Genomic DNA, 24,555 nt, shown 5'->3' with positions numbered 1-24,555 from the left:
ATTCAGGCCTAGGCGTTCTACGTCCCCGAGAACGGCTTTGCCTGGTACCTTCCTGGCGCTCGAAAGCACCAGCTTTCGCTGCAATCCCTGTGCCGGAACCGCAAGCAAAATTGAGACAGCTTTCCTGTCCTAACCATCACCTTGCCAAATTTTTGTCTAGCACACAAGCGCGCGGAAGTCCCGATTCCCAGAGTGTCAATCAGCGCTTTCCGCATGACACGCGGCCCCGGTTTTGAAGCAAACGCGCCCTGATCCGGCCCTGCCGACGCCGAAATCCCGAATGAAGCTTCGGATCAGCCCTTCGAAAGGCGCGCCACGCCGCAAGAAGCGAAAGAGCGCGAGGTATTCGGGGCCTGACAGGAGCGTGTCGACCATGAAGTTTTTCACAGGATGTGTGGCCGCTGCCACGCTGGCGCTGGCTGCGACCGCAGCATCAACGCAGGTTTTTGCACAAGTTCCCGCGGGCGGGGCCATGATCGCGGTGTCGGATTTCGACGGCCCCTATGCGCCGTTGGAAGCCGCGCCGCCACCGCCGCCGCGTTATGGCTACGGCTATGGCTACGAAGAGCGCGGCCCGGCGCCGGTGCTGCTGCCGTCGACGGAGGTTTACGCGGTGCTGCGCGAGAACGGCTTCTCGCCGCTCGGCATCCCGCGCCTGCGCGGCAATGTCTATACCATCGCTGTGATCGACCACCGCGGCGACGACGGCCGCCTCGTGATCGATGCCCGTGACGGGAGAATTCTGCGCTTCATGCCTGCCGCCGACGCCTACGGCATGGCGCCCAGCTATGAGGTGCCGACGGTTGCACCTTACCGCCCCCAAAGCGCGCTGCCGCCGCCGACCATGGTCCGCGGCGGCCCGCCGCGTCCGCCGGCCCCGATCCCGCATGTCGCCAGCCGCACCGTGCCGCTGCCCAAGGCCGCCCCGCCCCGTGGCGAAGCGCCTGTCGCCGCCGCCAAGCCGGCCGTGCCAGCCGCGCAGCAGGCACAAGCGCCGCAGGCACAGCCCACCCAGCAGACCGCTGCCGTGCAGGCAAAGCCCGCTGAAGCCGCCCCGCAAACCGCCGCTCCAACCGTCGGCCAGGCCAAGCCGGCGGCGACAATCATGCCGACGCAGGAGATGCCGGCGGCACAGGGGCTGGATTAGCGCGTTGCTGGTTTGACTGTCGTCCCCGCGAACGCAGGGACGACATCGGGGAGAGACCTGAGCAAAACAAAAAGGCGCCTGAGCGGTTCAGGCGCCTTTTTCAACGTGATCGCCGGTCAGCTCCGTGCATACCCCGCGGCTTCCAGGATCAAATTCGCAACGTCCTTCGGATGCGACACCAGCGAGAGGTGGCCGGCGTCGAGCTCGATCGTGGTTGCGTTCATGCGCTTGGCGAGGAAGCGTTCGAAATCGGGATTGATGGTGTAGTCGTTCTTCGACACCGCGTACCAGCTCGGCTTGGCGTGCCATGCCGCTTCCGTGGTACGGCCGGCGAAAATCGAGGCGGCCGTCGGCCACTGCACGGCGTAGAGCTCCTTCGCCTGCTCCGGCTTCACGCCGTTGGCAAAATACTTCAGGAAGGCGTCTTCCGAGAGCTTTGTGTAGCCGTCGTGCTCGACGATGCCGGCGCGGGCCGGGCCTGCCGGAAATTGCTTCGACAGCGCGACGAAGTCTTCGTTTGCATCGGGCGCGCGGGCGGCGACGTAGACGAGGCCGGTGACCTTCGGGTCGTTGCCGACCTGGCTGATCACGGTGCCGCCCCAGGAATGCGCGACCAGCACGGTCGGACCATCCTGTTCAGCCAGCGCGCGCCTGGTCGCCTCGACGGAATCCGCAAGCGACGACAGCGGATTTTGCACGGCAGTCACGTGCAGCCCTGCGGCCTGGAGGATCGGGATCACCTCCGACCAGCTCGAGCCGTCGGCCCAGGCGCCATGCACCAGCACGACGTTCTTCGCTTTCACCGTCTGCGGTGTCTGCGCGTGAGCAAGGCTGATGGGGGCCGCCAGCAGGCTCGCGGCGACGAAAAGGCTGCGCCAAAGTGACATCATCGTTCTCCGTATTGTTTTGGCTTCGATGCCCAAAGGACGGAGCGCGTCGTCGCGGCGTTACGTGTCCTCACCGTTCTGTGATGCGATGCAAAACGAAAAAACGCCCCGGGGCACCGGGGCGTTTTCGCAACTTGGCGGCTATCGACGCGCTTAGGCGGCGACCGAGCTCTCGATCACCTGCGCCTTCGGCGCGCTGGAGTTGATGGCGATCTGGCGCGGCTTCTTGGCTTCGGGAATCTCGCGCACGAGGTCGACGTGAAGCAGCCCGTTCTCGAGCGAGGCGTCCTTCACCTGCACGAAGTCGGCAAGCTGGAAGGCGCGCTCGAAGGCACGCGCGGCGATGCCGCGGTAGAGCACTTCGGACTTCGAGTTCTCGTTGGCGACTTTCTCGCCCTTGATCGTCAGCGTGTTTTCCTTCGCGACGATGGAGAGCTCGTCCTTGGCGAAGCCCGAGACCGCCACGGTGATGCGGTAGGCGTTCTCGCCGGTGCGCTCGATGTTGTAGGGGGGATAACCGGGGCTGCCGTCCGAACCGGCCTGGTCGAGCAGGTTGAAGAGGCGGTCGAAGCCGACGGTGGAACGATAGAAGGGGGTGAGATCGTAACTACGCATGGTCAAGTCCTCCATTGAGCGACTGTTGGTAACCCGCCCGCCAATCGGGCCGGGCTTTAGTCTGTGTGCAGCCTGATGTTCCGGTTCCGAAACACTGGTAGCGGCCTGCACCATGGTGATATGGGTTCAGGGGAACGGCGTTCAAGAGGGCGGCAACTCGCGCCTTTTCGGCGCTCCCGTCCCTTGATTTGCAGCACTTCGCGCCCAAGCACCTCCAATCATGACGCTGGTCTCGATTCCGTCCAATCCCGTTCCCGAAGACGTCGTCAGCGGCACCATCAAGACTCCCGATGGCGCCGAGTTGCGCTTTGCGCGCTGGGCGCCGCCGGCGAACCGCAAGGGCACGGTGTGCGTCTTCACCGGACGCAGCGAGCAGATCGAGAAATATTTCGAGACCGTGCGAGATCTGCGCGACCGCGGCTTTGCGGTGGCGATGATCGACTGGCGCGGGCAGGGTCACTCCTCGCGCCGCCTGCGCGATCCGCGCAAGGGCTATGTGCGCGACTTCTCCGATTTCGAGATCGACGTCGAGACCTTCGTGCAGCAGGTGGTGCTGCCGGATTGTCCGCCGCCCTTCTTCGCGCTCGCGCACTCCATGGGCGGCACGGTGATGCTGCGGGTGGCGCATGCAGGCAAGCGCTGGTTCGACCGCATGGTGCTGTCGGCGCCGATGATCGACCTGCCGGGCCGTGCCACCTCGTTGCCGGCGCGGACTCTTCTGAGGACGATGCGTCTGCTCGGCATGGGCGGCCGTTATGTCCCCGGCGGCAACGACCACATCACCGGGCTCAATCCCTTCATCAACAATCCGCTGACCAGCGATCCCGTGCGCTACGCCCGCAATGCCGCGATCCTGGAGGAGGATCCGACGCTCGGGCTCGCGTCACCGACGGTCGCCTGGGCCGATACCGCTTTCCGCGCGATGAACACCTTCAAGGGCATGAACTACCCCTCCGAGATCCGCCAGCCGATCCTGATGCTGGCGGCCTCCAGCGACACCGTGGTCTCGACCGCGGCGATCGAGGAGTTCGCCTATCATCTGCGCGCCGGCTCCCATCTCGTGATCGCCGGCGCCAAGCACGAGATCCTCCAGGAGCAGGACCGCTACCGCTCCCAGTTCTGGGCCGCCTTCGACGCTTTCGTGCCGGGCACGCCGCTGTTCAAATAGCGGCATTCTCCGTCATTGCGAGGAGCCCTTGCGACGAAGCAATCCAGACTGTTTCCGCGGAAAGATTCTGGATTGCTTCGTTGCGCTCGCAATGACGGTGTCGATGCATTCCGGCCTCGCCCCGCATCCGCCTTCGCTGAAGCCCGGCGGACAAGAGCGGGGAGAGGTGAAGGCAGCTCACAGCGTCTTCAGATACTCGATCAGGTCGTAGCGCTCTTGCTCCTTGAGCACGCGGCCGATGGTGCCGTCCTTGCCGGGGCCTGGCGTGCCATCGAACGAGTGGCCGGCATTGCTGTTGCCGAAGGTGTCGGTGCCATCAGACGCGCGCGTCGAGAAGCGCGACTGCCCGGTCTTGCAGCTCTCGCCGTCGACGACCGCGAAGCCGACCTGCTTCGGATCGTAGTCGCGACCACCACCCATGCAGAACGATTTGGGGCGCTCGGCCGCGGGGCTCAGCATCCAGTAGAGCGAGGGCACCGATCCGTTGTGCAGGTAAGGCGCGGTGGCCCAGACGCCGTTGAGCGGGCGCGCGCGATACCAGGGCCGCGGCTCCTTCGCCTCGGGCGGCTGCGGACCGGGATTCGGGCAGTTCTTGCGCTCACCCCACCAGGCCTGCTGAACCTTCGGGTCGATCTTCGCATCGTCCATCGCCTTGCGGCTGACGATGTCGACGAGCACCATCAGCCCGAGCGAGTACGGCATGTCGGTCGAGGAGATGGCCGGCAGATTGCAACTCCACCAGGCATTGAGATTCTGCGTGGGATCGAGCTTGAGAAAGCCCGGGACCTGAACCGTCCGCGTCTCCAGCACGCTGGCCTGAGCGGGATCGGTGCCCATGCCTTTGACGCTTTTCTGGACCTCGTTCAGGAATTTGTCGTTGCCGATGGTCTCCCAGCGCGACGAGGACCAGATGCTCTGGTCCGGAAACTCGGTGTCGAACACGGGATCGTTGACCGGCCCGAGATGGCATTCGACGCAGATCTGCGCGTAGAGCTTGCGGCCGCTCTTGACGCGCTCACCATCGATCTTCCAGGCATTGTCGCCGAAGATGTCCGACGGCCATTTCGGCGATGTCAGTCCGGAGAACTGCTTTTTCGGATAGGGCGCCGACCCCTTCAGCAGATCCTCGATCCAGTTCAGATTCTTGATATCCATCGACGAGCGGAACAGCGTGTCCTTGGGGGTATTGTCGGACAGATTGAGCAGCGCCGTCACGCCCAGCGCTTCGCCGGCGTTGCGGATCAGCGGTTGTTCGATGGAAGCGTCATATTGCGCGAATTTGAGCCAGGGCACGGTCCAGATCGGCGGGAAGCTGACCGGCGCGTCCTTGGCATGCAGATTCTTTTCGAAGCCGCTGAGGCCGCTGAGCGTCATGTCCTGGGCGAAGACCTGATTGCCGATGCGGTTGAGCGCGTCGAGACGGCCGTATCCTTCCTCCGTGTCCTGCTGCTTCTCTTCCCGCTTCGTCTTCTCGTTGAACCTCGTCTTGCCGTCGATGGTTTTCGCGTAGGTCTTCTCCCAGTCGATCAGGAATGTGCTGATCGCGCGCAGCTTCTGCTTCAGCGCATCGCGATCCGCATCACTGGCGGAGGCGCCGAGCACACGGTCGGCGAAGCGCGTAAAGCGACCCGGCACGAGGAGCGTGTAGGCGATCGACAAACCCGTCGTGACCTCGAGCTTCCTCAGGTCGGTCATCGCCGGGCCGCCGTCGAAACGGATGTCGATGCCCTTGTAGTGGATCTGGCCGGTGTGGCAGGCGGCGCAGGTCAGGCCGATCCGGTCCTCGCCGACCTGGCCGGTCGTAGGATCGGGTACGCCGGTCATGCGCGCAAAGCCGACGGGCAGGCCGTCGACGTTTTCAGCCTGGGTGCCCCAGTTAACGGGCGGATCCCAAAGCCGCGCCGGCACCGGCTTCGTCTTGTCGTAGACGTTGGCATAGCCGAACCGGCGCAGCGTGGCGTCGTCGGTGTTGATCGTCTGTGGGCTGGGGATGAAGCCGAAGCGCTGCAGATGGTCGCTGTCATGCAGCATCCCGGGCTTGGCGAAGAAATGAAGCCGCGGCTGCTCGAGCGCCATGAACCAGCTATACGGCACCGGGAAGGTCGCGGTGCCCTGGCTGGCGTGATGAAACCAGTGCCGGTCCTCCAGCGCCCAGTTTTGCTCGAGCCAGTATGCGGCCCGGGGTTCGACGAGCTTCGGCAATGGCGGCGCCACCAGGTCACCGAGGATGCCGGGCAGCATCGGCTGGAACTGATCCGGAAAGCGCAGCGCCACGATGCCAAAGACGAGGAGCGCGGCGACGAGTCCGCCGGCAGCGCGCAAGATCAGCGAGGGCGGGGTGACCGGCTGGCTGACCACTCGCTGGGTGATCCTGTCAGGGAATTTGCGCTCGTTGAACAATGTCCTCACCTCGGCCACGCTGAGATAGCGGTCATCACCCTGACCCTTGCCCATGATCTTGAGCAGGATCGGCCATTCGAACTTCATCAGGATCGGGTAGTACCAGCGCGCTTGCTTGCCGGCGCGCTTGAGGTTGTCCTTCATGAAGGTCTGGATTTGCGAGGCGTTGAGCCCGGTCTCTGTGCCGCCATCGGGATCGTCATAGGTGCCTCCGAAGCTGGCGAGCCGCGCGATCTCGTCCTCGTTGACGTGCCCGTCGACGCTGAGGATGCGCGAGCCGGCACCGAGCTTGTCGAGCGGGCCGCCGCGCAAGCCATTGAGCTGCGCGCCCCAGAAGATGCTCTGCAGGATGTGACAGGCGCCGTTGGCGATCAGCGCGACGCCGCGGACCTGGATGCGGGCCGAGGTCTTCTTCAGCCCGGACTCGCCGCTTGCATTTGCGATGGTCTGCGACAGCGTCCGCAGCGGGACGGTGCCGCCGTCGACGAAGCCTTCGCCGACGAGGCCGCGCAGGAAGGGGCAAGGATTGTTTGGCGAGACCTGGATCGAGGGATCGAAGGGAGGCTTCGAGGCGGGGTCGTTCATGGCCCAAAATCCTGAAAACAGCGAATCGTGAAATGAAGACGCGCCGATAGAGCGCGGAAAGTCCTAACAAACCGACAGCAACCTATACTACTTCAGCGTGTAATGAAGTGTGGCCGAATTCACTGTCCTGTCAATAAAAGCCGGCGCGAGGTCCCAAGGCACTGCGTAGGGACCGAGAAGGCCGGTCTGTCAGGACTCGGCCGCGCGTTTGACGTCGCTTTGCACCAGGGTCAGCTTGCCGAGCGGCACGCCCGCGTTCAGAAGGCCCTCGCGGTAATGGGCGAGGTCTTCGGGCCGCTTCCAGTGGAAATTGCGCAAATGACGATCGACATTCAGGGTCGGGTAGTTGCGCATGAGCACGCCGACGGCCTCGGTCGCCTCGCCGTCGCGGCCCGACTGTGCCAGCGCCGCGGCACGGATCGCCAGCGCCTGCATGTGGTTCGGGTTGATGTAGAGCTGCTCGCGGGCCCAGGACAGGGTCGCGTCGTATTGCCCCAGCAGATAATGGCTGAAGGCGTTCAGCGCGGCCCATTGGTAGCGCGGGTCGCTGTTGTCGCGCTGCGCGGCCATCGAGAACAGCTCGATCGCCTCGCGGTGCTCGCCGACGACGAAGTGGCAGATGCCGAGCACGCCGCGCGCGCCCATGTCGTAGGGATTGAGTGCGACCGCGCGTTTGGCGGCATCCATCGCGGCCTCGTAGTGCCCCTCCATGGCATGGGCCCAGGACAGGATCGAGAACGCGAAGGAGGAGCGCGGGTCGAGCCGGACGCTGGTCTCGGCGAGGTCCATCGCCTCGGCCCACATCTCGCGCGTGCCCTTGACCCACCCGAACTGGATGCTCTGGATCTGGATCGTGGCAAGATAGGCGTGCGCGATCGACAGTTTGGGGTCGAGCCTGATGGCCTCCCGGAACAGGTCGATCGCGGTGGCCAGGTCCTCCTTGGTCTGCCGGTAGTAGTGCGACAGCCCCTTGAGGAAGCGGTCCCAGGCGGTCACGTCGGTGGAGAGCCGCGCCGGCGCCGAGGCCTCTGCCCGGACGATCTCGGTGGCGATGGCGGCGGACAGATTGGTGGTGATCTCGTCCTGCATCGCGAACAGGTCGCCGATGTCGCGGTCGTAGCGCCCGGTCCAGAGTTGCTCGCCCGTCTCCGGCGCGACCAGTTCGGCGGTGACGCGGATCTTGGCTCCGGCGCGCCGCACCGAACCCTGGATCAAATAGGTGGCATCGATCTCGCGCGCGATCAGGCGGGTGCTGGTGTTCTTGCCCTTGAAAGCGAAGGTCGAGTTGCGGCTCAGCACGCGATAGAAGGATTGCAGCGACAGCGCGTGGATCAGATCCTCGGTGAGGCCGTCGGAGAAATATTCGTCCTGGGCGTCGCTGAGATTGGCGAAGGGCAGCACGCCGACGATCGCTGTGCGGTACTGCTGCGACAGCGCCGACGCCTCCCGGAGCTCGGGCGCGAGCGCCGGTGCGCCCTCGGGCGTCCAGGTCCAGACCCCGACCGCATCCTTGATGTTCTTGAAGCGATGGTTGCCGGCATCGACCAGCAGCACGGTCAGGTGCTTGCTCGCCTCCCGGTAGGCCTTGGCCGAGATGGCGAAGCCGCCGGGGCTCGCCACCGATTCGAGGCGGACGGCAATGTTGACATCGTCCCCGAATACCTCGTCCTCGTCGGCGATGACGTCGCCCATGTGGATGCCGAGGCGAAACTGCATGGCGCGCTCGGCAGGCAGGTGGTGGTTGCGCTCCGCCATCAGCGTCTGCATCGCGATCGCAGCCTCGGCGGCGCCGACGATGCTCGCGAACTCCAGCAGGAAGCCGTCGCCGGTGTTTTTGACGACGCGGCCGCCATGGTTGAGGATGATGGGATGGATCGCGCTGCGATGGGCCTTGAAGGCGGCATGGGTGCCGGCCTCGTCGCTGCCCATCATGCGCGAATAGCCGGCGACATCGGCGCAGACGATGGCGGCCAGACGTCTTTCCATAATCCGGAGCTCCAAGGGATCGATGACCGGCCACGGCGTGGCAGTCGCCTCGAATCCCGCATTTCCAAGAACCCTGCCTTTATAGAGCAGATAAGGCCAAGCGAAAGCATGATCCGCATTGCAAATTTGAGGTAATTTCCCTGCAATCCTGGCGGTGGACGGCGGCGGCCGAACCGAATAAGCCGCCTTTCAAGGCTGACGGGGGCACCTCACATGCTGGGCATTCACGAGATCTGGCTCTTCATCCTGTCGGGCATATTGCTCAACATCACGCCCGGCCCGGACTCGGTCTACGTGATCGGCCGCAGCATGCAGATGGGCTGGCGGGGCGGTGCCGCGGCCGCGCTCGGCATCAGTTTTGGCTGCTTTTTCCACGTCGCGGGCGCGGCAATCGGCCTTTCGGCCCTGCTGATGGCCTCATCGACCGCCTTCTCGATCCTGAAGCTGGTCGGCGCGGCCTATCTCGTCGTGACAGGACTTCAGATGCTATGGTCGCGCCCGGCGCTGGCCGCAGTCATCGACGAGCCCGTGCGGAGCTCGCTGCGGCGGGTCTTCCTCCAGGGCGTCTTTACCAACGCGCTCAATCCCAAGGTCGCGCTGTTCTTCCTGGCCTTCCTGCCGCAATTCGTCGCAGCCGATTCATCGCACAAGCCGCTCGCCTTCCTGACCCTCGGCCTGATCTTCATCTTTACGGGAACGCTCTGGTGCCTGGTGCTGGCGGCGTTCGCGGCAAGGGCCGCCCATCGCTTGCGGAGCTCCGAAGGCGCGATCGCCTGGGTCAACCGCGCCCTCGGCGGCCTCTTCATCTATCTCGGCATCCGCGTCGCCATGCTGGAGACGCGGTAACTCGGTCGAACGAACGATGGTTGAAGCACGCAGTCGGCCCGATAGAGGCCGCGCGGGGGAGGTTTCGATGGTTCGTGGAAGTTGTCTGTGCGGTACCGTGCGTTTCGAGGTCGATCAGGTGCGCGCGCTGACGCATTGTCATTGCGCCAATTGCCGCAAGCTGACCGGTGCCGCCTTCGCCACCTACGCCCATGTCGATGCCGACAAGTTTCGCTTCGTCGCGGGCGAGGACATGACGGTGGCTTACGAATCCGCGCCGGGGAGTTTCCGCCATCGCTGCAAGACCTGCGGCTGCCTGACGCCGGGCAAGGCGAGCTATCTGCCGACCGTCAGCATTCCGGCCGGCCTGCTCGATGACGATCCGGACGTCAGGCCTCGCCTGCACGTCTTCACCTCGTCGCGCGCGCCGTGGTGGACGATCCAGGACGATCTGCCCCAGCACGAGACATGGGTGCCGGGCTACGGGCCGAACTCCTGAGCTTCAGGCGAATTCCTTCAGCAGCGCGCTGCCGGCGAGATAGAGGCCGAGCAGGATCATCGCGATCAGGAACCAGCGGCGAAACGCTTCCGCCGGCATCCGCGCCCGCACCGACTGGCCGACGAACATGCCGGCAAAGGCCATGGCCATGCCCACCGCGCCCGGCACGGCATTGGCTGGCGTCAGCAATCCGCCGGCGGTCAGGTTGAAGGCGAGCGCCAGGGTGGCCGTCGTGAAGAACACGCCGAGCGCCTGCACCAACTCGTCCTTCTCCATGCCGATAGCCTGCATGAACGGCATCGAGGGGATCACCTGCACGCCGGTCGAGGCAGAGATCACACCGGTGACGACGCCGACCACGCCGCCGACCCATTTCTCGTTTCGAGGCGCGACGTGGAACTTGAATTTGCTGAGCCCGATGATCGCGTAGATCACGAGCAGGATTCCGAGCACGATCGTGCCGTAACGGGCATGGGGACCGGTCAGCGCGCCGGCATTGAGCCAGCACCCGATCACGGTGCCGATCATCAGCGGCCATAGCCGCCTCAGGATGTCGCGCAAGTGCGGGCCGGCGAAGGTCTGCCAGATATTGGTGACGATGGCGGGCACGATCACGATGGCGATCGCGCGGCTGGGTGCCATGCTCACCGCGAGCAGGCCCATGGACACGGTCGGCAGGCCGAGCCCGACCACGCCCTTGACGAATCCGGCGATCAGGAAGACGGCGGCGATGAGGATGAGGAGCGGGTCGATCATATCTTGCAGATTGACCGAAGCTGCGCACCGGCACAATCTGGAGGTTACGGAGACAGCCTTCGTCCATGACGGAGGCTGAGGAGATCCCGCCATGCGCTTCGACCTCGTCGACCTCCAGCTCTTCATCGCGGTCGCCGACCAGCGCAGCATCACGCGCGGTGCGGAGCGGTCGCATTTGGCACTGGCTTCGGCCAGCGCGCGCATCAAGGGATTGGAGGATGCACTCCGCGTTGCCCTGCTCAAGCGCGGGCGCCGCGGCATCGAGCTGACGGCCGCCGGAGAAAGCCTGCTCGACCACGCCCGCATCGTCATCCATAATGTCGAGGCCTTGCAAGGCGATCTCGCCGCCTATGCCAGCGGTGTGCGGGCGAGCGTGCTGCTGCTTGCCAACACGTCGGGGCTCTCGGAGCACCTGCCGCGGGCGCTCGCGGCGTTCCTGCGCGAGCATCCCGATATCAATGTCGACGTCGAGGAGCGCGAGAGCGCTGACATCGCCGCCGCGATTGTCAGCGGCGCTGCGGATATCGGCTTCGCGGCGGAGCACGCGCTGCCCGACAGCGTCGAACGATTTCTGTTCAGCGAGGACCGGCTGATGCTGGTGGCCGCGCGCAGAAGCGACCTCGGCAGTCGTCGCCAGATCGACTTCCAGGAGGTGACCGAACGCGATTTCGTCGGGCTTACGGCGTCGACTGCGTTGCAGGTCCACATCTCCCGGCATGCGGCGAAGCTCGGTGCCCGCCTCCGCGTTCGCGCCCGCCTGCGCGATTTCGACGCGATCTGCCAGATGGTCGCCGCCGACGTCGGGGTTGCCGTTGTTCCGGAAACCGCGGCGAGGCGCTGCGCGAGATCGATGCCGATCGTGGCCATCCGGATCCGCGACGGCTGGGCCAATCGAAGATTGACGATCTGCGCGCGCAGCTTCAAATCATTGCCGCGCCCCGCCAAGCAATTGGTGGACTATTTGCGTGCCGAAGTTCAGAGGTGAGACACGATCTTGAAGGTCTCGGGACGACGCAGCTCGCCAAGGCTCGAAAAGGCCACCCAAAAGGTGGCCTTTTCTGTCTACTTTTTGAGGTCGGCGGCGAAAAACTTGTTTGCCTCGGCCTTGGCTTCCTGATCCGCCTTGGCGTCGTATTTGAGTGGCAGGTTGAACTTCTTGCCGAGCTCGGTCGCTTCGGGGTTCGTGAAGGCGTGCACAGCGCCCGGATATTCGACGATCCGATAATCGGCCTTGGCGGCGTCGAAATCCTTCTTGAGCGCATCGTATTGCTCGCGCTTCACGAAGGGGTCGTCCGCGCCGTTCAGGATCAGGATTTTTGCCTTGACGGTTCCCGGCCCTGGTGCAGGCGTATTGAGACCAAGCGATGCGTGAAAGCCCGCAACGGCGGCGAGGTCGGCGCCGGCACGCGCCATGTTCAAAACCACCGCGCCGCCGAAGCAGTAACCAACGGCGCCGATCTGCTGGGGATTGACCGAAGCCTGTTTGGCAAGTTGGTCTCGCGCGGCCTTGAAGCGTGACTCCATGACCGCCGGGTTCTTCATCACCGCACCCGAGATCGCGCCGGCGTCCTTCGGGTTGTCGGCGGTCTTGGCGTCGCCATACATGTCGGCAATGAAGGTCGTGTAACCCTGCTCCGCGAACTTCCGTGCCTCGTTATGGATGTGATTGGTGATGCCCCACCATTCATGCACCATCACGATTCCGGGGCGCTTGGCCTGGCTGGCGTCGTCGTACACGACGAAGCCCTTCATTGTGGTCTCGCCGTCGGTATACGTGACCGGCTCCTCCTTGATCGCGGCGTTTGCGCTGGTGACCATTGCGATGGCGCAAAATGCTCCCAGTATCATTGTCCGCATGCTGACCTCCCGCGGGTTTGGCGCAATTACATTGGCATGCCAGACATTGCGGCGCCAGACTGCGAAGGCGGCGGTGTGCGACACAGGGCCGTGATTGCGCGGTTACGCCGACCCGCGGCAATTCCTTGTGTTACCCCTCGGGCAAAACAGGCGAGATCCGGATCAATTCACTTCGGGAACAAGGCTGCCGCTACTTCGCCGTTTCGACGCCGGCGTCCTTGATCACCTTGGCCCATTTCGCGGTCTCATCCGCGATGAACTGGCGAAAATGCTCCGGCTCATCGCCGATCAACGTTGCGCCTTGCGCGGCGAGCTTCTCCTTCACCGCCGGATCCGCCATCGCCTTCGTTGCCAGACCATGCAGCGCGGCGACGATCTCCTTCGGCGTGCCCTTTGGCGCGACCATGCCGTACCAGTTCTCGATGCGCAGGTCGGCAAAGCCTGTTTCCGCGGTGGTCGGGACATCAGGCGCGGTCGGCGAGCGCTCGGCCGAGCCGACCGCGATCGGCCGCAGGACGCCTGCCTTGACCTGCGGCAGCAGCACCGGCAGGTCGAGAAACGTCATCTGGACCTGCTGGCCCAGGAGATCGTTCACCGCGGGAGCTGCGCCGCGATAGGGCACGTGCACGATGTCGATCTTGGCCGTCAGCTTGAACAATTCGCCGGCGAGGTGCGGCAGGCTGCCCGGGCCGGAGGAGGCGAAGTTGAGTTTTCCGGGCTGTGCCTTGGCGAGCACGATCAGTTCGCCGATGTCCTTTACGGGGACGTTGGTGGCGACGACAAGCATTTCCGGCACGGTCGCAACCAGCGTCACCGGCGTGAGGTCGCTCGAGGTGTCGTAGGCAACCCTCTCCATGCTCGGGCTGATCGCGAGCGCGCCGGCTGAGGAGATCGCGATGGTGTAGCCGTCAGGAGTGGCCTTGGAGACGGCGTCGGTGCCGAGCACGCCGCCCTGGCCACCCCGGTTGTCGATCAGCACCGGCTGGCCCGACAGCTCCGACATGCGCTGGCCGATCACCCGCGCAATGATGTCGTTGGGCCCACCGGCCGGGAACGGCACGATCAGCTTGATTGGTTTTGCGGGAAAATTCTGCGCGGAGGCGAGGGCGGGAAACAGAAGCAGGAATGTGAGGAGGAGCTTAGGCCAGTTGTTCATGCAGGCTCTTTTCATGCGCGCTCCTTGGGACGTTTATCCGTTGAGCAGTTTCAGTGCTTCTTCATGGACGCGAGGATCGCCGGCCGCGACGATGCGGCCGCCGCCCTGGGCCGGCTTGCCTTCCCAGGTGGTGACGACACCGCCGGCGCCGGTCACGATCGGGATCAGGGCTGCGATGTCGTAAGGCTTCAGCTCGGTCTCGACCACGAGATCGACATGGCCGGCCGCCAGCATGCAATAGGAGTAGCAATCGCCGCCATAGCGCGACAGCCGCGCGCCCTTCTCGATGCGGCCGAAAATGGCGCGGTCGCGCTCGTTCATCAGCAGAGGGCTGGTCGTGTAGCTCGTCGCTTCCGAGAGCGAGGCGCAGCGGCGGACCTGGAGCCGGCGCTCGCCTGAGGGGCCTTTGTAGTTGGCCGAGCCGTTATCGCCGGAAAATCGCTCGCCGATGAAGGGCTGGTGCATCATGCCGTAGACCGGGGCGCCCTTGTGCAGCAGCGCGATCAGCGTGCCCCAGATCGGAAAGCCGCCGATGAAGGATTTGGTCCCGTCGATGGGGTCGAGCACCCAGACGTAATCGGCGTCCTCGCGCTCGTTGCCGAATTCCTCGCCGACGATGCCGTGCTGGGGGAAGCTGGCCTTGATCAGCCGCCGCATCACCGCCTCCGCGGCGCGGTCGGCCTCTGTGACCGGATCGAAATCCTTGGTCTTGCTCTTGTCGTCGATCGACAGCGAGGTGCGGAAGAACGGCAGGATGGTTTCGCCGGAGGCGGTGGCGAGCCGACCGATGAAGGCGGAAAAGTCGATCACCGTCACGGCGTATCCTCGAAGCGAAAGTCGGGTGAAGCTTCTCTTTGCCTAGCTCAATTCGCCTCTCGCGTGCAGCACTGAGTTCATTTGCTCCCTGGTATTTTGGATGCCGGAAGCCGCTGCCCTGTGTCAGTCATATGCTGGCCAAATATCGATCACAGAGTTGAAAACTTAGTTCCGAACATGCCTCGTTCGTATGCAAACAGCTATCAACCCATTGAATTTCCTTATCAAAGAAACTGAATCTGGGTTTCGCTACAGGCAACTGAGCCATGTGCATATTGCATGGGAAACGGCTCGAAAGCCCTTGCACTTTGTGCGTCGCGGCCGCATATTGTTGCGGTGCGGTAGCGCTCTGCGTTACCGCTGCCCTCCTTGGGCGTTTCCTCCCTAGACTTGGGCCGCTTCTTCATCAGAAGCGGCCCTTTTTTCTTGCCGCCGCTGTTTTCACTTCGGCACGCGCAAACTTGCGAAGCGAAACCGCGTTCGCGCCAATCACCCGCGACAGAACCGAAGAAGAAAAAGCCGCGCCTATTCCGCCGCGGCCTGGAACGGGCCGAGATCGCCGAACGGGATCGTGGTCGCCAGCACGTCGGCGAGCACGCCGAAGTCGTGTGCCACTTGCGCAAAGCGCGGACCGCGCTCGCGTCGCCGCTCATCCATGTAGATTGCGCGGTTGAGCTCGAGCTGCACTGCGTGAAGCCCGCTCGCGGGGTTGCCGTAATGCTCGGTGATGAAGCCGCCGGCATATGGCTTGTTGCGGCCGATCGAATAGCCGAGCCCCGTCATGGTCTCCTCGACCCTGTCCGGCAGCAGCGGCGTGCAGCTCGTGCCGTAGCGGTCGCCGATTACGACGTCCGGCCGTCGCGGCTCGTCCCTGCTGACGCCGACCGAGGGCATCGAGTGGCAGTCGACCAGCACCACGGTGCCGAACATCTGGTGCACCTTGTTGATCAGCCGGCGCAGCGCGCGATGATAGGGCTTGTAGAGCGTCTCGATCCGCCCCAGCGCATCGTCGACCAGGATGCGGTCGCGGTAGATCTCCTGGCCGTCGCCGACCACGCGCGGGATGGTGCCGAGGCCGCCGGCGACCCGCATCGAGCGGGTATTGGCAAAGCTCGGCAGGCGGCCGGTGAACATGCGGGGATCGAGCTCATAGGGCTCGCGATTGACGTCCACATAGGAGCGGGGAAAGTTGACCCGCACGGTCGGAAAGCCGCGCTCGCTCAAATGGCCGATCAGCTCGTCCATGAAGGAATCTTCGGACCGCCGCAGTTGCGGCAGGTCGATCCTGGAGGCTGCGAGGAATTCGTCCGGATAGGTCGAGCCGGAATGGGGCGAGTTGAAGATAACCGGCGCGCGCCATTGCGCGGGCTCCACGATCTCGAACGCTGGCGACACCTCGCCGTCAAACCGGGTCATCTTCTCAGGCTTCGTCCCTTCGCGCCGCGGGATCCGGCATGGGCCCGGATCGAATGATTCGGCCGGTGGAGCGGCTCTTATGTGCCCTCATTGTCTGGAATCGCAACCATTCTGCCAAGCGAAAAGATGTGATCGGCGCTGGAACATGTCTTAACCGTCCGGGCAGGGAAGCGGGGATGCGCCGGCACGGCTCGATTGATTCGTGCCGCGTTCCGGTTCACAAGGGACCGGCAGCGCTGCCAGCCCAGGGTAAAGATTTTCACCCCAAATTTACCCTCTGTCGGGCTTAATATCCTTTGCTGATATCCTCTGGGGATTTGACGTTTCCTGCCATGCCAAAAATCCTGCTTGCCGAAGACGACAACGACATGCGCCGCTTCCTGGTCAAGGCGCTGGAAAACGCCGGTTTTCAGGTCTCGTCCCATGACAACGGCATGGCCGCCTATCAGCGGCTCCGGGAAGAGCCGTTCGAGATGCTGCTGACCGACATCGTGATGCCGGAGATGGACGGCATCGAGCTTGCCCGCCGGGCCTCGGAACTCGACCCCGACATCAAGATCATGTTCATCACCGGCTTCGCAGCCGTCGCCCTGAACTCGGATTCGGACGCCCCCAAGAACGCCAAGGTGCTGTCCAAGCCCGTGCACCTGCGCGAATTGGTCAGCGAAGTGAACAAGATGCTGGCGGCCTAAATCGGCCGCCTTCCGTCCTTGCACCGGCTCCCCTGAGCCGTTATAGGGACCCCACCCGATCTAGACGACATCTAGGGCACGTAGCTCAGCGGGAGAGCACTACCTTGACATGGTAGGGGTCACAGGTTCGATCCCTGTCGTGCCCACCATCCTTCGCTCGCGGTAGCCGAGAGAAGGATGCCGCGCCGGAGCCCAACGGGCGCAGGCCGGCTGCCGCCGCGAGCTTCGGCCGGGCAGGGCCAAACAATCCGTCGTTGCGAAGCGTGCGTGTCGCCCGCATGGAGCGAAGCGCAATCCGGGATTTGTCCCGGTGCTGCAGCGAGCCACGCCCCGACAATGCTCGATCGCGGCTATTTCAGTTCCGTGTTCGCGACCGGCAGGACGGAGGCGACGGACCAGCCGTTCGCATCCCGCACGTAGGTCTGGCTGATCAGAAACGTATTCTGTTGGGGTGGCTTGCCGGGAAGGCCACGCGTGAAGACGATCGGAACGAGGACCTGCATGACCTCGTTCGAGATCACGGCGACGTGGAATTTCGACATGTCGGGTTCGAGGTGCCAGGTGCCCTCGTAGTAGCCCTTGAAGTGGTCCGCGACCGCATCACGGCCTCTGGTTTCGATGCCTCGCGCAAACAACAGCGTGCCGGGCGAATTCCACAGCATGGCCTTCACATCGTCCGCGTTGTGCGCATTTTGCGCGGCAATGAATTTTTCGAAGATGGCTCGTGCCTCCGCATCATCTGTCGCGGCCAGCGCCGGCCCGGCTGACCAGGCGGTCGCCGCGAGAAACAGCGCTGCAGCGATTGCCGCAACATGACCGCGCCGTGCAAACGGTCGTCGCCTGATGGAGACTCGAGACATCTTGGAAGGGGGCATGATCATCTCTCTTTTGGATGACAATGATCATACCATTGCCCGTCTCGCCGGCTTTTCAGGATCGCGCGAGCAGCAGTCGCTGTTGCATCACGGATGCGTTGGTTCAGGCCACGTCCCGATGCCGCGGACGTCGCGCATCATCGTCACACCGCGCCAGCCCCTTCACGTCAGCGGCAGCAGACGGTCCGGGATCGGCACTGGCGCTGCCGGAACGAGCGATGCGACGGAGACGTGCGGCCAGGTCAGGCCGGCGAAATCCAGCATGACCTTCTGTGAATACTGGATCTGCGTCGTCGCCACTTTGACGTGGCCGCCCTTGAATCCCTTGTTGGGCACGAACGGGATCGCGGCGACGAAGCTCGGAACCAGCGGCACGTTGCTCCTCTGGCGCGGTTGCAGGATCACCGGCGGCGTTCCCGGCGGCAGGGCCGGCACGTCGATGTCGTAAACCACCGTCTCGATCCAGAACACCGCGTCCATCTGGAAGGCGTTGGCGTTCGCGCCATTGCCGCCCGGCGGCGGAACGGGCAAGCCCTGGAGGAACGCGATGTTCGCGGTGCCGCCGGCGAAGCTCGGCGCGGTGGGATGCGGACCGGGCGAGGGGATGGCCGGCAAGGGACCGCCGGACAGCGGCGCGCCGGGCTTCGTGGATGTCTCGATGACGATGGTCTGCGTGATGGTCTGATGCGCGATCTGGTTGCGCAGCACCGTGTTCGGGTCGGTGATCATGGCCTGGGTCAGCTTGCCGGAGGCCATCAGTGCGGTCAGATCCTGAGGTAGCCTGCGGGTGGTCTTGTTGGCCGCGGTCTGATTCTGGAAGGTGATCTTGTTGCCCGGATTGCCGCCGATGAACGGGGTGATGTCGATCGCCGCGATGGTCGGTTTGCCGGCGACCGGAGCCAGCGCGGTGCCTTGCGCAGTGATCGTCGTGCCGTGCGGGATCGACGCCATGCGCGCAACGGTGAACGGCTCGTTCGGAATGGTGGTGGCGGGCACCGCCAGCCAGATGCCGGGTTCGAAGTGAATGCCCACGGGCGTTCCCGTGGTGATGTCGTTGATGGTCTGCAGATACGGCACGCCGTTGAGGAATGCGTCCGCCTGCTGCAGCGAGCCGCGATTGGGGATCGAGCCGAGACTGTTCGAGAATGACATCGTCTCGTCGGTGAGATTCAGCTCCAGCACGTTATCGTCGGGGTCAGTGGTGTTGATCGGCCCCGGCATCGGCGTCGGCGTGATCTTGCTGTCGGGCCGGAAGATCGTATTGAACCCCTGTCCTGTGAAGGTGCCCGTGAAGGCCGACAGCGGACCGAGGATGGGCGGCAAGGTGACCGGCGGACGCGCAGCTCGGGCAGCGGCCCCCGCGGCGGGCTGCGCGGCGTCTCTGAACACCTCGTCGACCTCGTGGATGGAGAAATTCGCGGTCTTGGTGAATGCACTGGTGAGTGGTTTGGGCTCGTCCATGGTGATCCTCGCGATGCTGCAACTGTCGATGCCGGCATTTCCCCGGGCCGGCTGTCCGGGCAGGTGAGTCCTGCGCTATTGCGCCTCGCGATCCGAGGCCGGGCATGACAACATCGTTCACGCGCGCTCATGCGCACGTGCCGACTACGAACATCGATCGGCCCTACGTTGTCGGCTGGGCCGGATACCGAACGGATCTGCGTGAAACGATCGTGATTTTCAACTTGCGGTTTGGGCAAATGTGCGGTCGGGAAATAGGCGAGCCCTGCGAACTGAGCGAAGCATTGCTTCCGTCTCCGTGCTCGAAAATGAGATCATCAAAATGGATGTCGGGCGACTGGCCGGCTTCGGTTATGCTGGGCCATCATACAACCTTAAGATGGTCGCAAATGTGTGCCAGGTCACAGGGCCAAAGAGTCGCAGCAACGAGAGACGAGCGAGGCTGCCCATGAGCGTTTCCGTCATCGAGCAGGCAAAAATCCAGGCGCAGGTGCTGGTGCCGCTGGTCAAGGCATTGCGGGCCGAGCTCGGCGAGGCGCGCGCCAACGCAATGGTGCGCAAGGCGCTCGGCGATCTCTATCGCGGCTTCGGCGAGGAGTTCTGGAAAGCGAAGAACGAGACCGATCTCGGCAAGGCTGTGTCGTCGGCGTTCAAGACCTATGCCCGCGACGATGCCCTCGCCTATGACGTGATCGCGCAGACCGAAGACGCCTTCGCGTTCGACGTGACGCGATGCGCCTATGCCGAGTTCTACAAGGAGCTGGGCGAGCCGGAGCTCGGCTTTCTCCTGGTCTGCACCGCGGACTTTGCGACCGCGGAAGGGTTTGGCCCCGACGTCAGGCTCACGCGCACACAGACGATCATGCAGGGCGCCGATCATTGCAATTTCCGCTACCGGCGCGTTTCGGGGGGATCACAGTGAAGGGAATGCACACGATGCGGGCGAGCTGTCTTGCCATGGCGATGCTGGCGCTGATGGCGTCATGCGCGAATGCGGCGATCATCGACTGGCAGGCCGAGCTCCAGCGCTGCCGCAGTCTGCGCGAGAACGTGGCGCCGCTGCTCCAGGCCGGCGAGGGGATATCCGCCGTCGGCCGTTCCAACAGGTCCGTCCGTCGTTGCATCTGGATCCAGCGCATGGCGGTGCGAAAGAAGATCCCCGGCGCAGAGGTTTGGTAGTGCTCCGTCATTGCGAGCGCAGCGAAGTAATCCAGAATCGTTCCACGGTGACGGTCTGGATTGCTTCGCTGTGCTCGCAATGACGATGTGCAGGCAGCGACGTCCTCAGGGTGACGGAGCAGAAACCTTGCTCCGGAGCAGCACATCCTTCAACCCGTTCGGATAAAGGCTCGGTCCGCCCTCGACGTCGAGCTCCGCAAGATCGAACCAGCGTGCGACGATCTCTTCGCCGTTATCCTCGCGGAAGTCGATGCGGTTCTGGCCGCTGAACGCGCCGTCCGGAAGCGCGATCTCCGCGATGAACATCACCTCGTGCCCGGTCGATCCCTCGTGCAAAAAAATGTTCTCCATCACCAGCGGCTCGCCGATGATCGTGATGTCGATGCCGAGCTCTTCGTTGAATTCGCGTACCAGCGCAGTCCGCCAGCCCTCGCCGAACTCGATCTCGCCGCCGAGCGGCCTGACGCCCTTGATCCGCCCCGCATCGTCGCGCACCTCGGCCGCCAGCAGGCGCCCGTCCCGCCAGTGCAGGCCGATCGCGACGACGCGGATGTGTGGATGCGGGCGCCATGTGGTCATGGGGGCATCGTTATCGTGCCCGCCGCCGCTGCGCAATGCGCGGTGGCGAGGCCTGTCTGGCTGGATGCGCACCGCCTTCGGCATGCAAATGCTCTGCAGCCTTGATCCGTGACTCTCCGCCTGCCATTGTCCGGTCATCCATGACGGCGATGAGCCTGGTGAGATACTATTTGCGGCGTTCGGCGAAACGTGTCGCTTCGCAAGACGTGACGAAAAGGCAGCTTTCCGAGATGAGCAGCGTGAACAAGCCCGGCGGCAACTATTTGCCGGTGATCATCCATGGTGGAATTGCGTATGTCAGTGGTCAGCTGCCGCGTCGCGGTGAGGACCTGCTGTATGCGGGCAAGGTCGGCGCAGATGTCGATATCGCGGCCGCGCAGGAGGCCGCTGCTCTCTGCGCCGATCTCTGCATTTCGGCCATCAACCACGCAACAGGCGGAGAGGACAGGATCGTCCAGGTCCTGCAGCTCGTTGGATACATTGCTTCAGCACCTGGATTTACCCAGCAGTCGCAAGTCATGAATGGGGCCTCCGACCGGCTGATCGAGTGCTTGGGCGATCGCGGTCGTCACACGCGCACGTCTGTCGGCGTCGCCGAGCTGCCACGGGGCGCTCCCGTCGAGCTGAGTATGATTGCCGCTGTTCGGTCGTAAGAGGCGGTCTCATCCGACGAGATATTTCGCGACCGCCGCCTCGTCCCATGCAATCCCGTTGCCCGGCTCCTCGCCCGGCAGGGCAAAGCCGTCCTTGATCTTCAGCCGCGTCGCCAGCACCGCGTCGGCCCAGTCGACATATTCCAGCCAGTGCGCGGTCGGCGTCACGCAGAGCAGGTGCGCGCTGACCTCCGAGAACAAATGCGTCGACATCTCGATTCCGGCGGCGTGCGCGAGCGCGGCGGCACGGAGCCAGCCGGTGACGCCGCCGATGCGCTGGACGTCCGGCATCACGTAGTCGCAGGCTTCCGCGGACAGCGCTGATTGCATCGAGAAGGCGCTGTCAAAATTCTCGCCGATCTGGACCGGCGTGCGGAGCGCATCGGCAATGCGGGCACAGCCGGCATAGTCGTCGTGGCGGATCGGCTCCTCGATCCAGGTCAGCCCCTCGTCGTCGAGCATCTCGCCGCGGCGGATGGCTTCGGTGACGGTCAGCGCCTGGTTGTAGTCGCACATCAGCGTGACCTGATCGCCGACGGCCTTGCGAACCGCACGCACGACGGCGAGATCGTCGCGCGCATCCGGCCGGCCGACGCGGATCTTGGCGGCCTGAAAACCCTCGGCCAGCAGCTTGTGTGCCTCGTCCACCGCGGCGCCAACAGGCATGATGCCGAGCCCCTTCGAATTGTAGGCCCTGACCGGCTTCGGCGCGCCACCGAGCAGGCGCGCGAGCGGCAGGCCTCTGCTGCGCGCCAGCGCGTCCCATGCCGCCATGTCGATGCCGGATTGCGCCAGCCGTTGCAGGCCGGCGAGGCCGAGCAGCGTGAAGCGCCGGGTCAGTTTGCGCTCGATCTCGAACGGCAGCAACTCGTCGCCGGCGAGCAGCTCCGACATCTCCGTGACCATTGCCGTCAGCGGCTTCAAGGCCGACGGCGTGATCGAGAACAGATAGGCATGTCCCACCGCGCCCAGGTCGGTCTCGCAGTCGATCAGCACCAGCGGCGCCTTGGCGACCGCGCCGGTCGAGGTCTGGAGCGGCAAATTCATCGGCACGATCACGGGGCGCGCATTGAAGCGCCTGATGCGGATGGTCTCGGTCATATGCAGGATCTCCCGGCGGAGTGAATGCAGGTTAATACCGATCTTAAACATTCGTCATGAAACGGAAAGCCACTTGCTGCGACCACCATGAAATGGGGTTGCGCGGCGCCGCATTTGCGGGCTCTGTGCCGTCGCATGCTTTGCCGCGAATTCCAGAGATTTGCGACAATATCGCACACGACGGAGCCACAGTGTGAAACAAGAGATCTCCGAAGAACAGCGCAAGAGCGGCATCCTCACGGGAGCCGTGATCGCCTTCCTCCTGCTCGCTTTGCCGCTCGCGGTATGGCTGGACCTGACCGAGCTCAGCAAGACCGCGCTGCGCCGGCAGGCCGCCGATCTCAACTCAGTGATCACGAGCGTGCGCAGCTACTATGCGTCCAACGTGGTCGGCCGCATCCTGGCCAACCCTGATGGCACCACCAGGGTCGTGCACAATTACGAATCCGTCCCCGGTGCGATCCCGATCCCGGCGACGCTGTCGCTGGAGCTCGGACGGGTGATCGGCGCGCAGCAGGAGAACATCACCTACCGCTTCGTCTCGGATTTCCCGTTCCAGAACCGCGCCGCGCACCAGCTCGACAAGTTCGAGAAGGACGCGCTCGATGCGCTCCGCAGGGATCCCGAGCAGAAGATCGTCGAGACCGAGACCTCGCTGTTCTCCGACAAGGTCCGCCTGGTCGCGCCCGTCACGATGGGTCCGGCCTGCGTCAGCTGCCACAACAGCCACCCCGAGAGCCCGAAGAAGGACTGGAAGGTGGGAGACGTCCGCGGCATCCAGGAGGTGATCATCGCCCAGCCGATCGCCGCCAACATCTTCTCGTTCAAGTTTCTCTTGGCCTATTTCCTGATCGCGGCGGGCTGCGGCCTGTCGTTCCTCTCGCTCCAGCGCCGCCAGGCCGGCCGCATCAAGGGCATGAACAAGGAGCTCGAATCCGCCAATGACTTCCTCGCATCGCTGTCGATGAAGATCTCGCGCTACATCCCGCCGCAAGTCTACAAGAGCATCTTCTCGGGCCAGAAGGACGTCACCATCCACACCGAGCGCAAGAAGCTCACCATCTTCTTCTCCGACATCCAGAATTTCACCGCGACGGCCGAGCGGCTCCAGCCGGAGCAGTTGACCCAGCTGCTCAACGAGTACTTCACCGAGATGTCGGCGATCGCCCATGAATATGGCGGCACCATCGACAAATTCATCGGCGACGCCATGCTGATCTTCTTCGGCGATCCCGAGACCAAGGGGGATCGCGCGGACGCCGAGGCCTGCCTCCAGATGGCCTGGCGCATGCAGCAGCGCTTGGCCGAGCTCAATGCGAAATGGCGCGCCTCCGGCATCGAGCAGCCGTTTCGTTCGCGCATGGGCATCAATTCCGGCTATTGCAATGTCGGCAATTTCGGCAGCAGCGACCGGATGGACTACACCATCATCGGTGCGGAAGCGAACCTCGCCGCGCGCCTGCAATCGATCGCCGAGCCCGGCGGCATCGTGCTCAGCTACGAGACTTTTGCCCTGGTCAGCGACATCGTCCGCGCGCACGCGCTGCCCGCGATCACGATGAAGGGTATCAGCCGCGAAATCATTCCCTATTCGGTCGACGCGCTCAACGACGCGGCGGCGGCGCGAAGCGGCGTCATCACCGAGCGCGCGCCCGGCCTCGAGCTCTATCTCGACCCTGCCGTGGTGAAGTCGGGCGACGCCGCACGGGTACGCTCGCTGCTGGAAAACGCGCTGGCCTCGCTGAAGCCGGCGTGAGGGGCGCGCGTGCGTCGTTTCCCATTGAGAGAGTGTGCCGTGTGGCACTCTCTCTTACCCTCCCCTGGAGGGCAGGGGAATCGCATGTGATCTTTTCGTAAGGCATTGCGATTTTGGCAGAAATCGATTCTGACGGTGGCTCCTGA

Annotated in this window: 23 protein-coding genes and 1 tRNA gene; 11 read left to right on the top strand and 13 right to left on the bottom strand. The window is 64.1% G+C overall.

Annotated features, from left to right (window positions below; genetic code table 11):
- Positions 1-373 precede the first annotated feature (373 nt).
- Positions 374-1,147, top strand: coding sequence for a hypothetical protein (locus tag JQ627_RS12385; RefSeq protein ID WP_212484496.1), 774 nt, complete (start codon positions 374-376; stop codon positions 1,145-1,147).
- 116 nt (positions 1,148-1,263) lie between these two features.
- Here the strand turns inward: JQ627_RS12385 and JQ627_RS12380 are convergent, their stop codons facing one another.
- Together JQ627_RS12380 and JQ627_RS12375 are read right to left on the bottom strand one after the other, a co-directional pair.
- Positions 1,264-2,034 (bottom strand): alpha/beta fold hydrolase, encoded by a 771-nt coding sequence (locus JQ627_RS12380; protein ID WP_212484495.1) that lies wholly within the window; start codon positions 2,032-2,034, stop codon positions 1,264-1,266.
- Between the two features lie 153 nt (positions 2,035-2,187).
- Positions 2,188-2,649: an Hsp20 family protein gene (locus JQ627_RS12375; RefSeq protein WP_212484494.1), complete on the bottom strand. Its 462-nt coding sequence runs from the start codon at positions 2,647-2,649 to the stop codon at positions 2,188-2,190.
- 220 nt (positions 2,650-2,869) lie between these two features.
- On the opposite strand from JQ627_RS12375, the gene JQ627_RS12370 reads away from it, so the two are divergent.
- Positions 2,870-3,817, top strand: coding sequence for an alpha/beta fold hydrolase (locus JQ627_RS12370; RefSeq protein WP_212484493.1), 948 nt, complete (start codon positions 2,870-2,872; stop codon positions 3,815-3,817).
- A gap of 177 nt (positions 3,818-3,994) precedes the next feature.
- Here the strand turns inward: JQ627_RS12370 and JQ627_RS12365 are convergent, their stop codons facing one another.
- A complete protein-coding gene (locus JQ627_RS12365) occupies positions 3,995-6,802 on the bottom strand; it encodes a di-heme-cytochrome C peroxidase (RefSeq protein WP_212484492.1) in 2,808 nt (935 codons plus the stop codon).
- A 189-nt stretch (positions 6,803-6,991) separates the two neighbouring features.
- The gene (locus JQ627_RS12360; RefSeq protein ID WP_212484491.1) at positions 6,992-8,788 is read right to left on the bottom strand and encodes an adenylate/guanylate cyclase domain-containing protein; all 1,797 of its coding nucleotides are present in this window, start codon (positions 8,786-8,788) and stop codon (positions 6,992-6,994) included.
- A 213-nt stretch (positions 8,789-9,001) separates the two neighbouring features.
- On the opposite strand from JQ627_RS12360, the gene JQ627_RS12355 reads away from it, so the two are divergent.
- Both JQ627_RS12355 and JQ627_RS12350 read left to right on the top strand, forming a co-directional pair.
- Positions 9,002-9,634 (top strand): LysE family translocator, encoded by a 633-nt coding sequence (locus JQ627_RS12355; RefSeq protein ID WP_212484490.1) that lies wholly within the window; start codon positions 9,002-9,004, stop codon positions 9,632-9,634.
- Positions 9,635-9,701: 67 nt separating this feature from the next.
- Positions 9,702-10,112: a GFA family protein gene (locus tag JQ627_RS12350; RefSeq protein WP_212484489.1), complete on the top strand. Its 411-nt coding sequence runs from the start codon at positions 9,702-9,704 to the stop codon at positions 10,110-10,112.
- A gap of 3 nt (positions 10,113-10,115) precedes the next feature.
- On the opposite strand, the gene JQ627_RS12345 is transcribed toward JQ627_RS12350, so the two are convergent.
- Positions 10,116-10,868, bottom strand: coding sequence for a sulfite exporter TauE/SafE family protein (locus JQ627_RS12345; RefSeq protein WP_212484488.1), 753 nt, complete (start codon positions 10,866-10,868; stop codon positions 10,116-10,118).
- 91 nt (positions 10,869-10,959) lie between these two features.
- On the opposite strand from JQ627_RS12345, the gene JQ627_RS12340 reads away from it, so the two are divergent.
- A complete protein-coding gene (locus JQ627_RS12340; protein WP_039154224.1) occupies positions 10,960-11,853 on the top strand; it encodes a LysR substrate-binding domain-containing protein in 894 nt (297 codons plus the stop codon).
- Positions 11,854-11,930: 77 nt separating this feature from the next.
- Here the strand turns inward: JQ627_RS12340 and JQ627_RS12335 are convergent, their stop codons facing one another.
- The 4 genes from JQ627_RS12335 to JQ627_RS12320 form a co-directional block, all read right to left on the bottom strand.
- Positions 11,931-12,725 (bottom strand): dienelactone hydrolase family protein, encoded by a 795-nt coding sequence (locus tag JQ627_RS12335; protein WP_249143059.1) that lies wholly within the window; start codon positions 12,723-12,725, stop codon positions 11,931-11,933.
- Positions 12,726-12,915: 190 nt separating this feature from the next.
- On the bottom strand, positions 12,916-13,881 hold the full coding sequence (locus JQ627_RS12330; RefSeq protein WP_212484487.1) for a tripartite tricarboxylate transporter substrate binding protein: 966 nt from the start codon (positions 13,879-13,881) through the stop codon (positions 12,916-12,918).
- Positions 13,882-13,914: 33 nt separating this feature from the next.
- The gene (hisN, locus tag JQ627_RS12325; protein ID WP_212484486.1) at positions 13,915-14,697 is read right to left on the bottom strand and encodes a histidinol-phosphatase; all 783 of its coding nucleotides are present in this window, start codon (positions 14,695-14,697) and stop codon (positions 13,915-13,917) included.
- Positions 14,698-15,222: 525 nt separating this feature from the next.
- Entirely contained in the window at positions 15,223-16,113 is an 891-nt protein-coding gene (locus JQ627_RS12320) for an N-formylglutamate amidohydrolase (protein WP_212484485.1), read from the bottom strand.
- 332 nt (positions 16,114-16,445) lie between these two features.
- Between JQ627_RS12320 and cpdR the strand changes: the two genes are divergently transcribed.
- Both cpdR and JQ627_RS12310 read left to right on the top strand, forming a co-directional pair.
- Complete coding sequence (cpdR, locus tag JQ627_RS12315) at positions 16,446-16,805, top strand: cell cycle two-component system response regulator CpdR (RefSeq protein WP_007597092.1); 360 nt, start codon at positions 16,446-16,448, stop codon at positions 16,803-16,805.
- Between the two features lie 74 nt (positions 16,806-16,879).
- Positions 16,880-16,954: transfer RNA gene (locus JQ627_RS12310), tRNA-Val, on the top strand.
- Positions 16,955-17,155: 201 nt separating this feature from the next.
- On the opposite strand, the gene JQ627_RS12305 is transcribed toward JQ627_RS12310, so the two are convergent.
- Positions 17,156-17,680 carry a DUF4440 domain-containing protein gene (locus JQ627_RS12305; protein WP_212484484.1) on the bottom strand — a complete coding sequence of 175 codons (525 nt, stop codon included), beginning with the start codon at positions 17,678-17,680 and terminating at the stop codon, positions 17,156-17,158.
- Positions 17,681-17,842: 162 nt separating this feature from the next.
- Positions 17,843-19,141, bottom strand: coding sequence for a heme-binding protein (locus JQ627_RS12300; RefSeq protein ID WP_212484483.1), 1,299 nt, complete (start codon positions 19,139-19,141; stop codon positions 17,843-17,845).
- A 448-nt stretch (positions 19,142-19,589) separates the two neighbouring features.
- Here JQ627_RS12300 and JQ627_RS12295 point away from each other — a divergent pair, with 448 nt between their 5' ends.
- Together JQ627_RS12295 and JQ627_RS12290 are read left to right on the top strand one after the other, a co-directional pair.
- Complete coding sequence (locus JQ627_RS12295) at positions 19,590-20,063, top strand: L-2-amino-thiazoline-4-carboxylic acid hydrolase (RefSeq protein WP_212484482.1); 474 nt, start codon at positions 19,590-19,592, stop codon at positions 20,061-20,063.
- A 14-nt stretch (positions 20,064-20,077) separates the two neighbouring features.
- Complete coding sequence (locus tag JQ627_RS12290) at positions 20,078-20,320, top strand: hypothetical protein (protein ID WP_212484811.1); 243 nt, start codon at positions 20,078-20,080, stop codon at positions 20,318-20,320.
- A gap of 105 nt (positions 20,321-20,425) precedes the next feature.
- Here JQ627_RS12290 and JQ627_RS12285 read toward each other — a convergent pair whose 3' ends face one another.
- A complete protein-coding gene (locus tag JQ627_RS12285) occupies positions 20,426-20,899 on the bottom strand; it encodes an NUDIX hydrolase (protein WP_212484481.1) in 474 nt (157 codons plus the stop codon).
- Between the two features lie 230 nt (positions 20,900-21,129).
- Between JQ627_RS12285 and JQ627_RS12280 the strand changes: the two genes are divergently transcribed.
- Positions 21,130-21,552, top strand: a complete 423-nt coding sequence (locus JQ627_RS12280) for a RidA family protein (protein ID WP_212484810.1) — start codon at positions 21,130-21,132, stop codon at positions 21,550-21,552.
- A gap of 9 nt (positions 21,553-21,561) precedes the next feature.
- On the opposite strand, the gene JQ627_RS12275 is transcribed toward JQ627_RS12280, so the two are convergent.
- Positions 21,562-22,653: an enolase C-terminal domain-like protein gene (locus JQ627_RS12275; RefSeq protein ID WP_212484480.1), complete on the bottom strand. Its 1,092-nt coding sequence runs from the start codon at positions 22,651-22,653 to the stop codon at positions 21,562-21,564.
- Between the two features lie 193 nt (positions 22,654-22,846).
- On the opposite strand from JQ627_RS12275, the gene JQ627_RS12270 reads away from it, so the two are divergent.
- On the top strand, positions 22,847-24,409 hold the full coding sequence (locus JQ627_RS12270; RefSeq protein WP_212484479.1) for an adenylate/guanylate cyclase domain-containing protein: 1,563 nt from the start codon (positions 22,847-22,849) through the stop codon (positions 24,407-24,409).
- Positions 24,410-24,555: the final 146 nt, after the last annotated feature.

The organism is Bradyrhizobium liaoningense, from assembly GCF_018130785.1.
In the GTDB taxonomy this organism is placed as follows: domain Bacteria; phylum Pseudomonadota; class Alphaproteobacteria; order Rhizobiales; family Xanthobacteraceae; genus Bradyrhizobium; species Bradyrhizobium liaoningense_A.
Note: the sequence above shows the minus strand (reverse complement) of the source record. Positions and strands in the feature narration are given on the sequence as shown.

Excerpts from the sequence above, each read along its gene's own strand:
- JQ627_RS12385 (WP_212484496.1), top strand. The coding sequence starts at position 374 with ATGAAGTTTTTCACAGGATGTGTGGCCGCTGCCACGCTGGCGCTGGCT.
- JQ627_RS12380 (WP_212484495.1), bottom strand. The coding sequence starts at position 2,034 with ATGTCACTTTGGCGCAGCCTTTTCGTCGCCGCGAGCCTGCTGGCGGCC.
- JQ627_RS12375 (WP_212484494.1), bottom strand. The coding sequence starts at position 2,649 with ATGCGTAGTTACGATCTCACCCCCTTCTATCGTTCCACCGTCGGCTTC.
- JQ627_RS12370 (WP_212484493.1), top strand. The coding sequence starts at position 2,870 with ATGACGCTGGTCTCGATTCCGTCCAATCCCGTTCCCGAAGACGTCGTC.
- JQ627_RS12365 (WP_212484492.1), bottom strand. The coding sequence starts at position 6,802 with ATGAACGACCCCGCCTCGAAGCCTCCCTTCGATCCCTCGATCCAGGTC.
- JQ627_RS12360 (WP_212484491.1), bottom strand. The coding sequence starts at position 8,788 with ATGGAAAGACGTCTGGCCGCCATCGTCTGCGCCGATGTCGCCGGCTAT.
- JQ627_RS12355 (WP_212484490.1), top strand. The coding sequence starts at position 9,002 with ATGCTGGGCATTCACGAGATCTGGCTCTTCATCCTGTCGGGCATATTG.
- JQ627_RS12350 (WP_212484489.1), top strand. The coding sequence starts at position 9,702 with ATGGTTCGTGGAAGTTGTCTGTGCGGTACCGTGCGTTTCGAGGTCGAT.
- JQ627_RS12345 (WP_212484488.1), bottom strand. The coding sequence starts at position 10,868 with ATGATCGACCCGCTCCTCATCCTCATCGCCGCCGTCTTCCTGATCGCC.
- JQ627_RS12340 (WP_039154224.1), top strand. The coding sequence starts at position 10,960 with ATGCGCTTCGACCTCGTCGACCTCCAGCTCTTCATCGCGGTCGCCGAC.
- JQ627_RS12335 (WP_249143059.1), bottom strand. The coding sequence starts at position 12,725 with ATGCGGACAATGATACTGGGAGCATTTTGCGCCATCGCAATGGTCACC.
- JQ627_RS12330 (WP_212484487.1), bottom strand. The coding sequence starts at position 13,881 with ATGAACAACTGGCCTAAGCTCCTCCTCACATTCCTGCTTCTGTTTCCC.
- JQ627_RS12320 (WP_212484485.1), bottom strand. The coding sequence starts at position 16,113 with ATGACCCGGTTTGACGGCGAGGTGTCGCCAGCGTTCGAGATCGTGGAG.
- cpdR (WP_007597092.1), top strand. The coding sequence starts at position 16,446 with ATGCCAAAAATCCTGCTTGCCGAAGACGACAACGACATGCGCCGCTTC.
- JQ627_RS12305 (WP_212484484.1), bottom strand. The coding sequence starts at position 17,680 with ATGCCCCCTTCCAAGATGTCTCGAGTCTCCATCAGGCGACGACCGTTT.
- JQ627_RS12300 (WP_212484483.1), bottom strand. The coding sequence starts at position 19,141 with ATGGACGAGCCCAAACCACTCACCAGTGCATTCACCAAGACCGCGAAT.
- JQ627_RS12295 (WP_212484482.1), top strand. The coding sequence starts at position 19,590 with ATGAGCGTTTCCGTCATCGAGCAGGCAAAAATCCAGGCGCAGGTGCTG.
- JQ627_RS12290 (WP_212484811.1), top strand. The coding sequence starts at position 20,078 with ATGCGGGCGAGCTGTCTTGCCATGGCGATGCTGGCGCTGATGGCGTCA.
- JQ627_RS12285 (WP_212484481.1), bottom strand. The coding sequence starts at position 20,899 with ATGACCACATGGCGCCCGCATCCACACATCCGCGTCGTCGCGATCGGC.
- JQ627_RS12280 (WP_212484810.1), top strand. The coding sequence starts at position 21,130 with ATGAGCAGCGTGAACAAGCCCGGCGGCAACTATTTGCCGGTGATCATC.
- JQ627_RS12275 (WP_212484480.1), bottom strand. The coding sequence starts at position 22,653 with ATGACCGAGACCATCCGCATCAGGCGCTTCAATGCGCGCCCCGTGATC.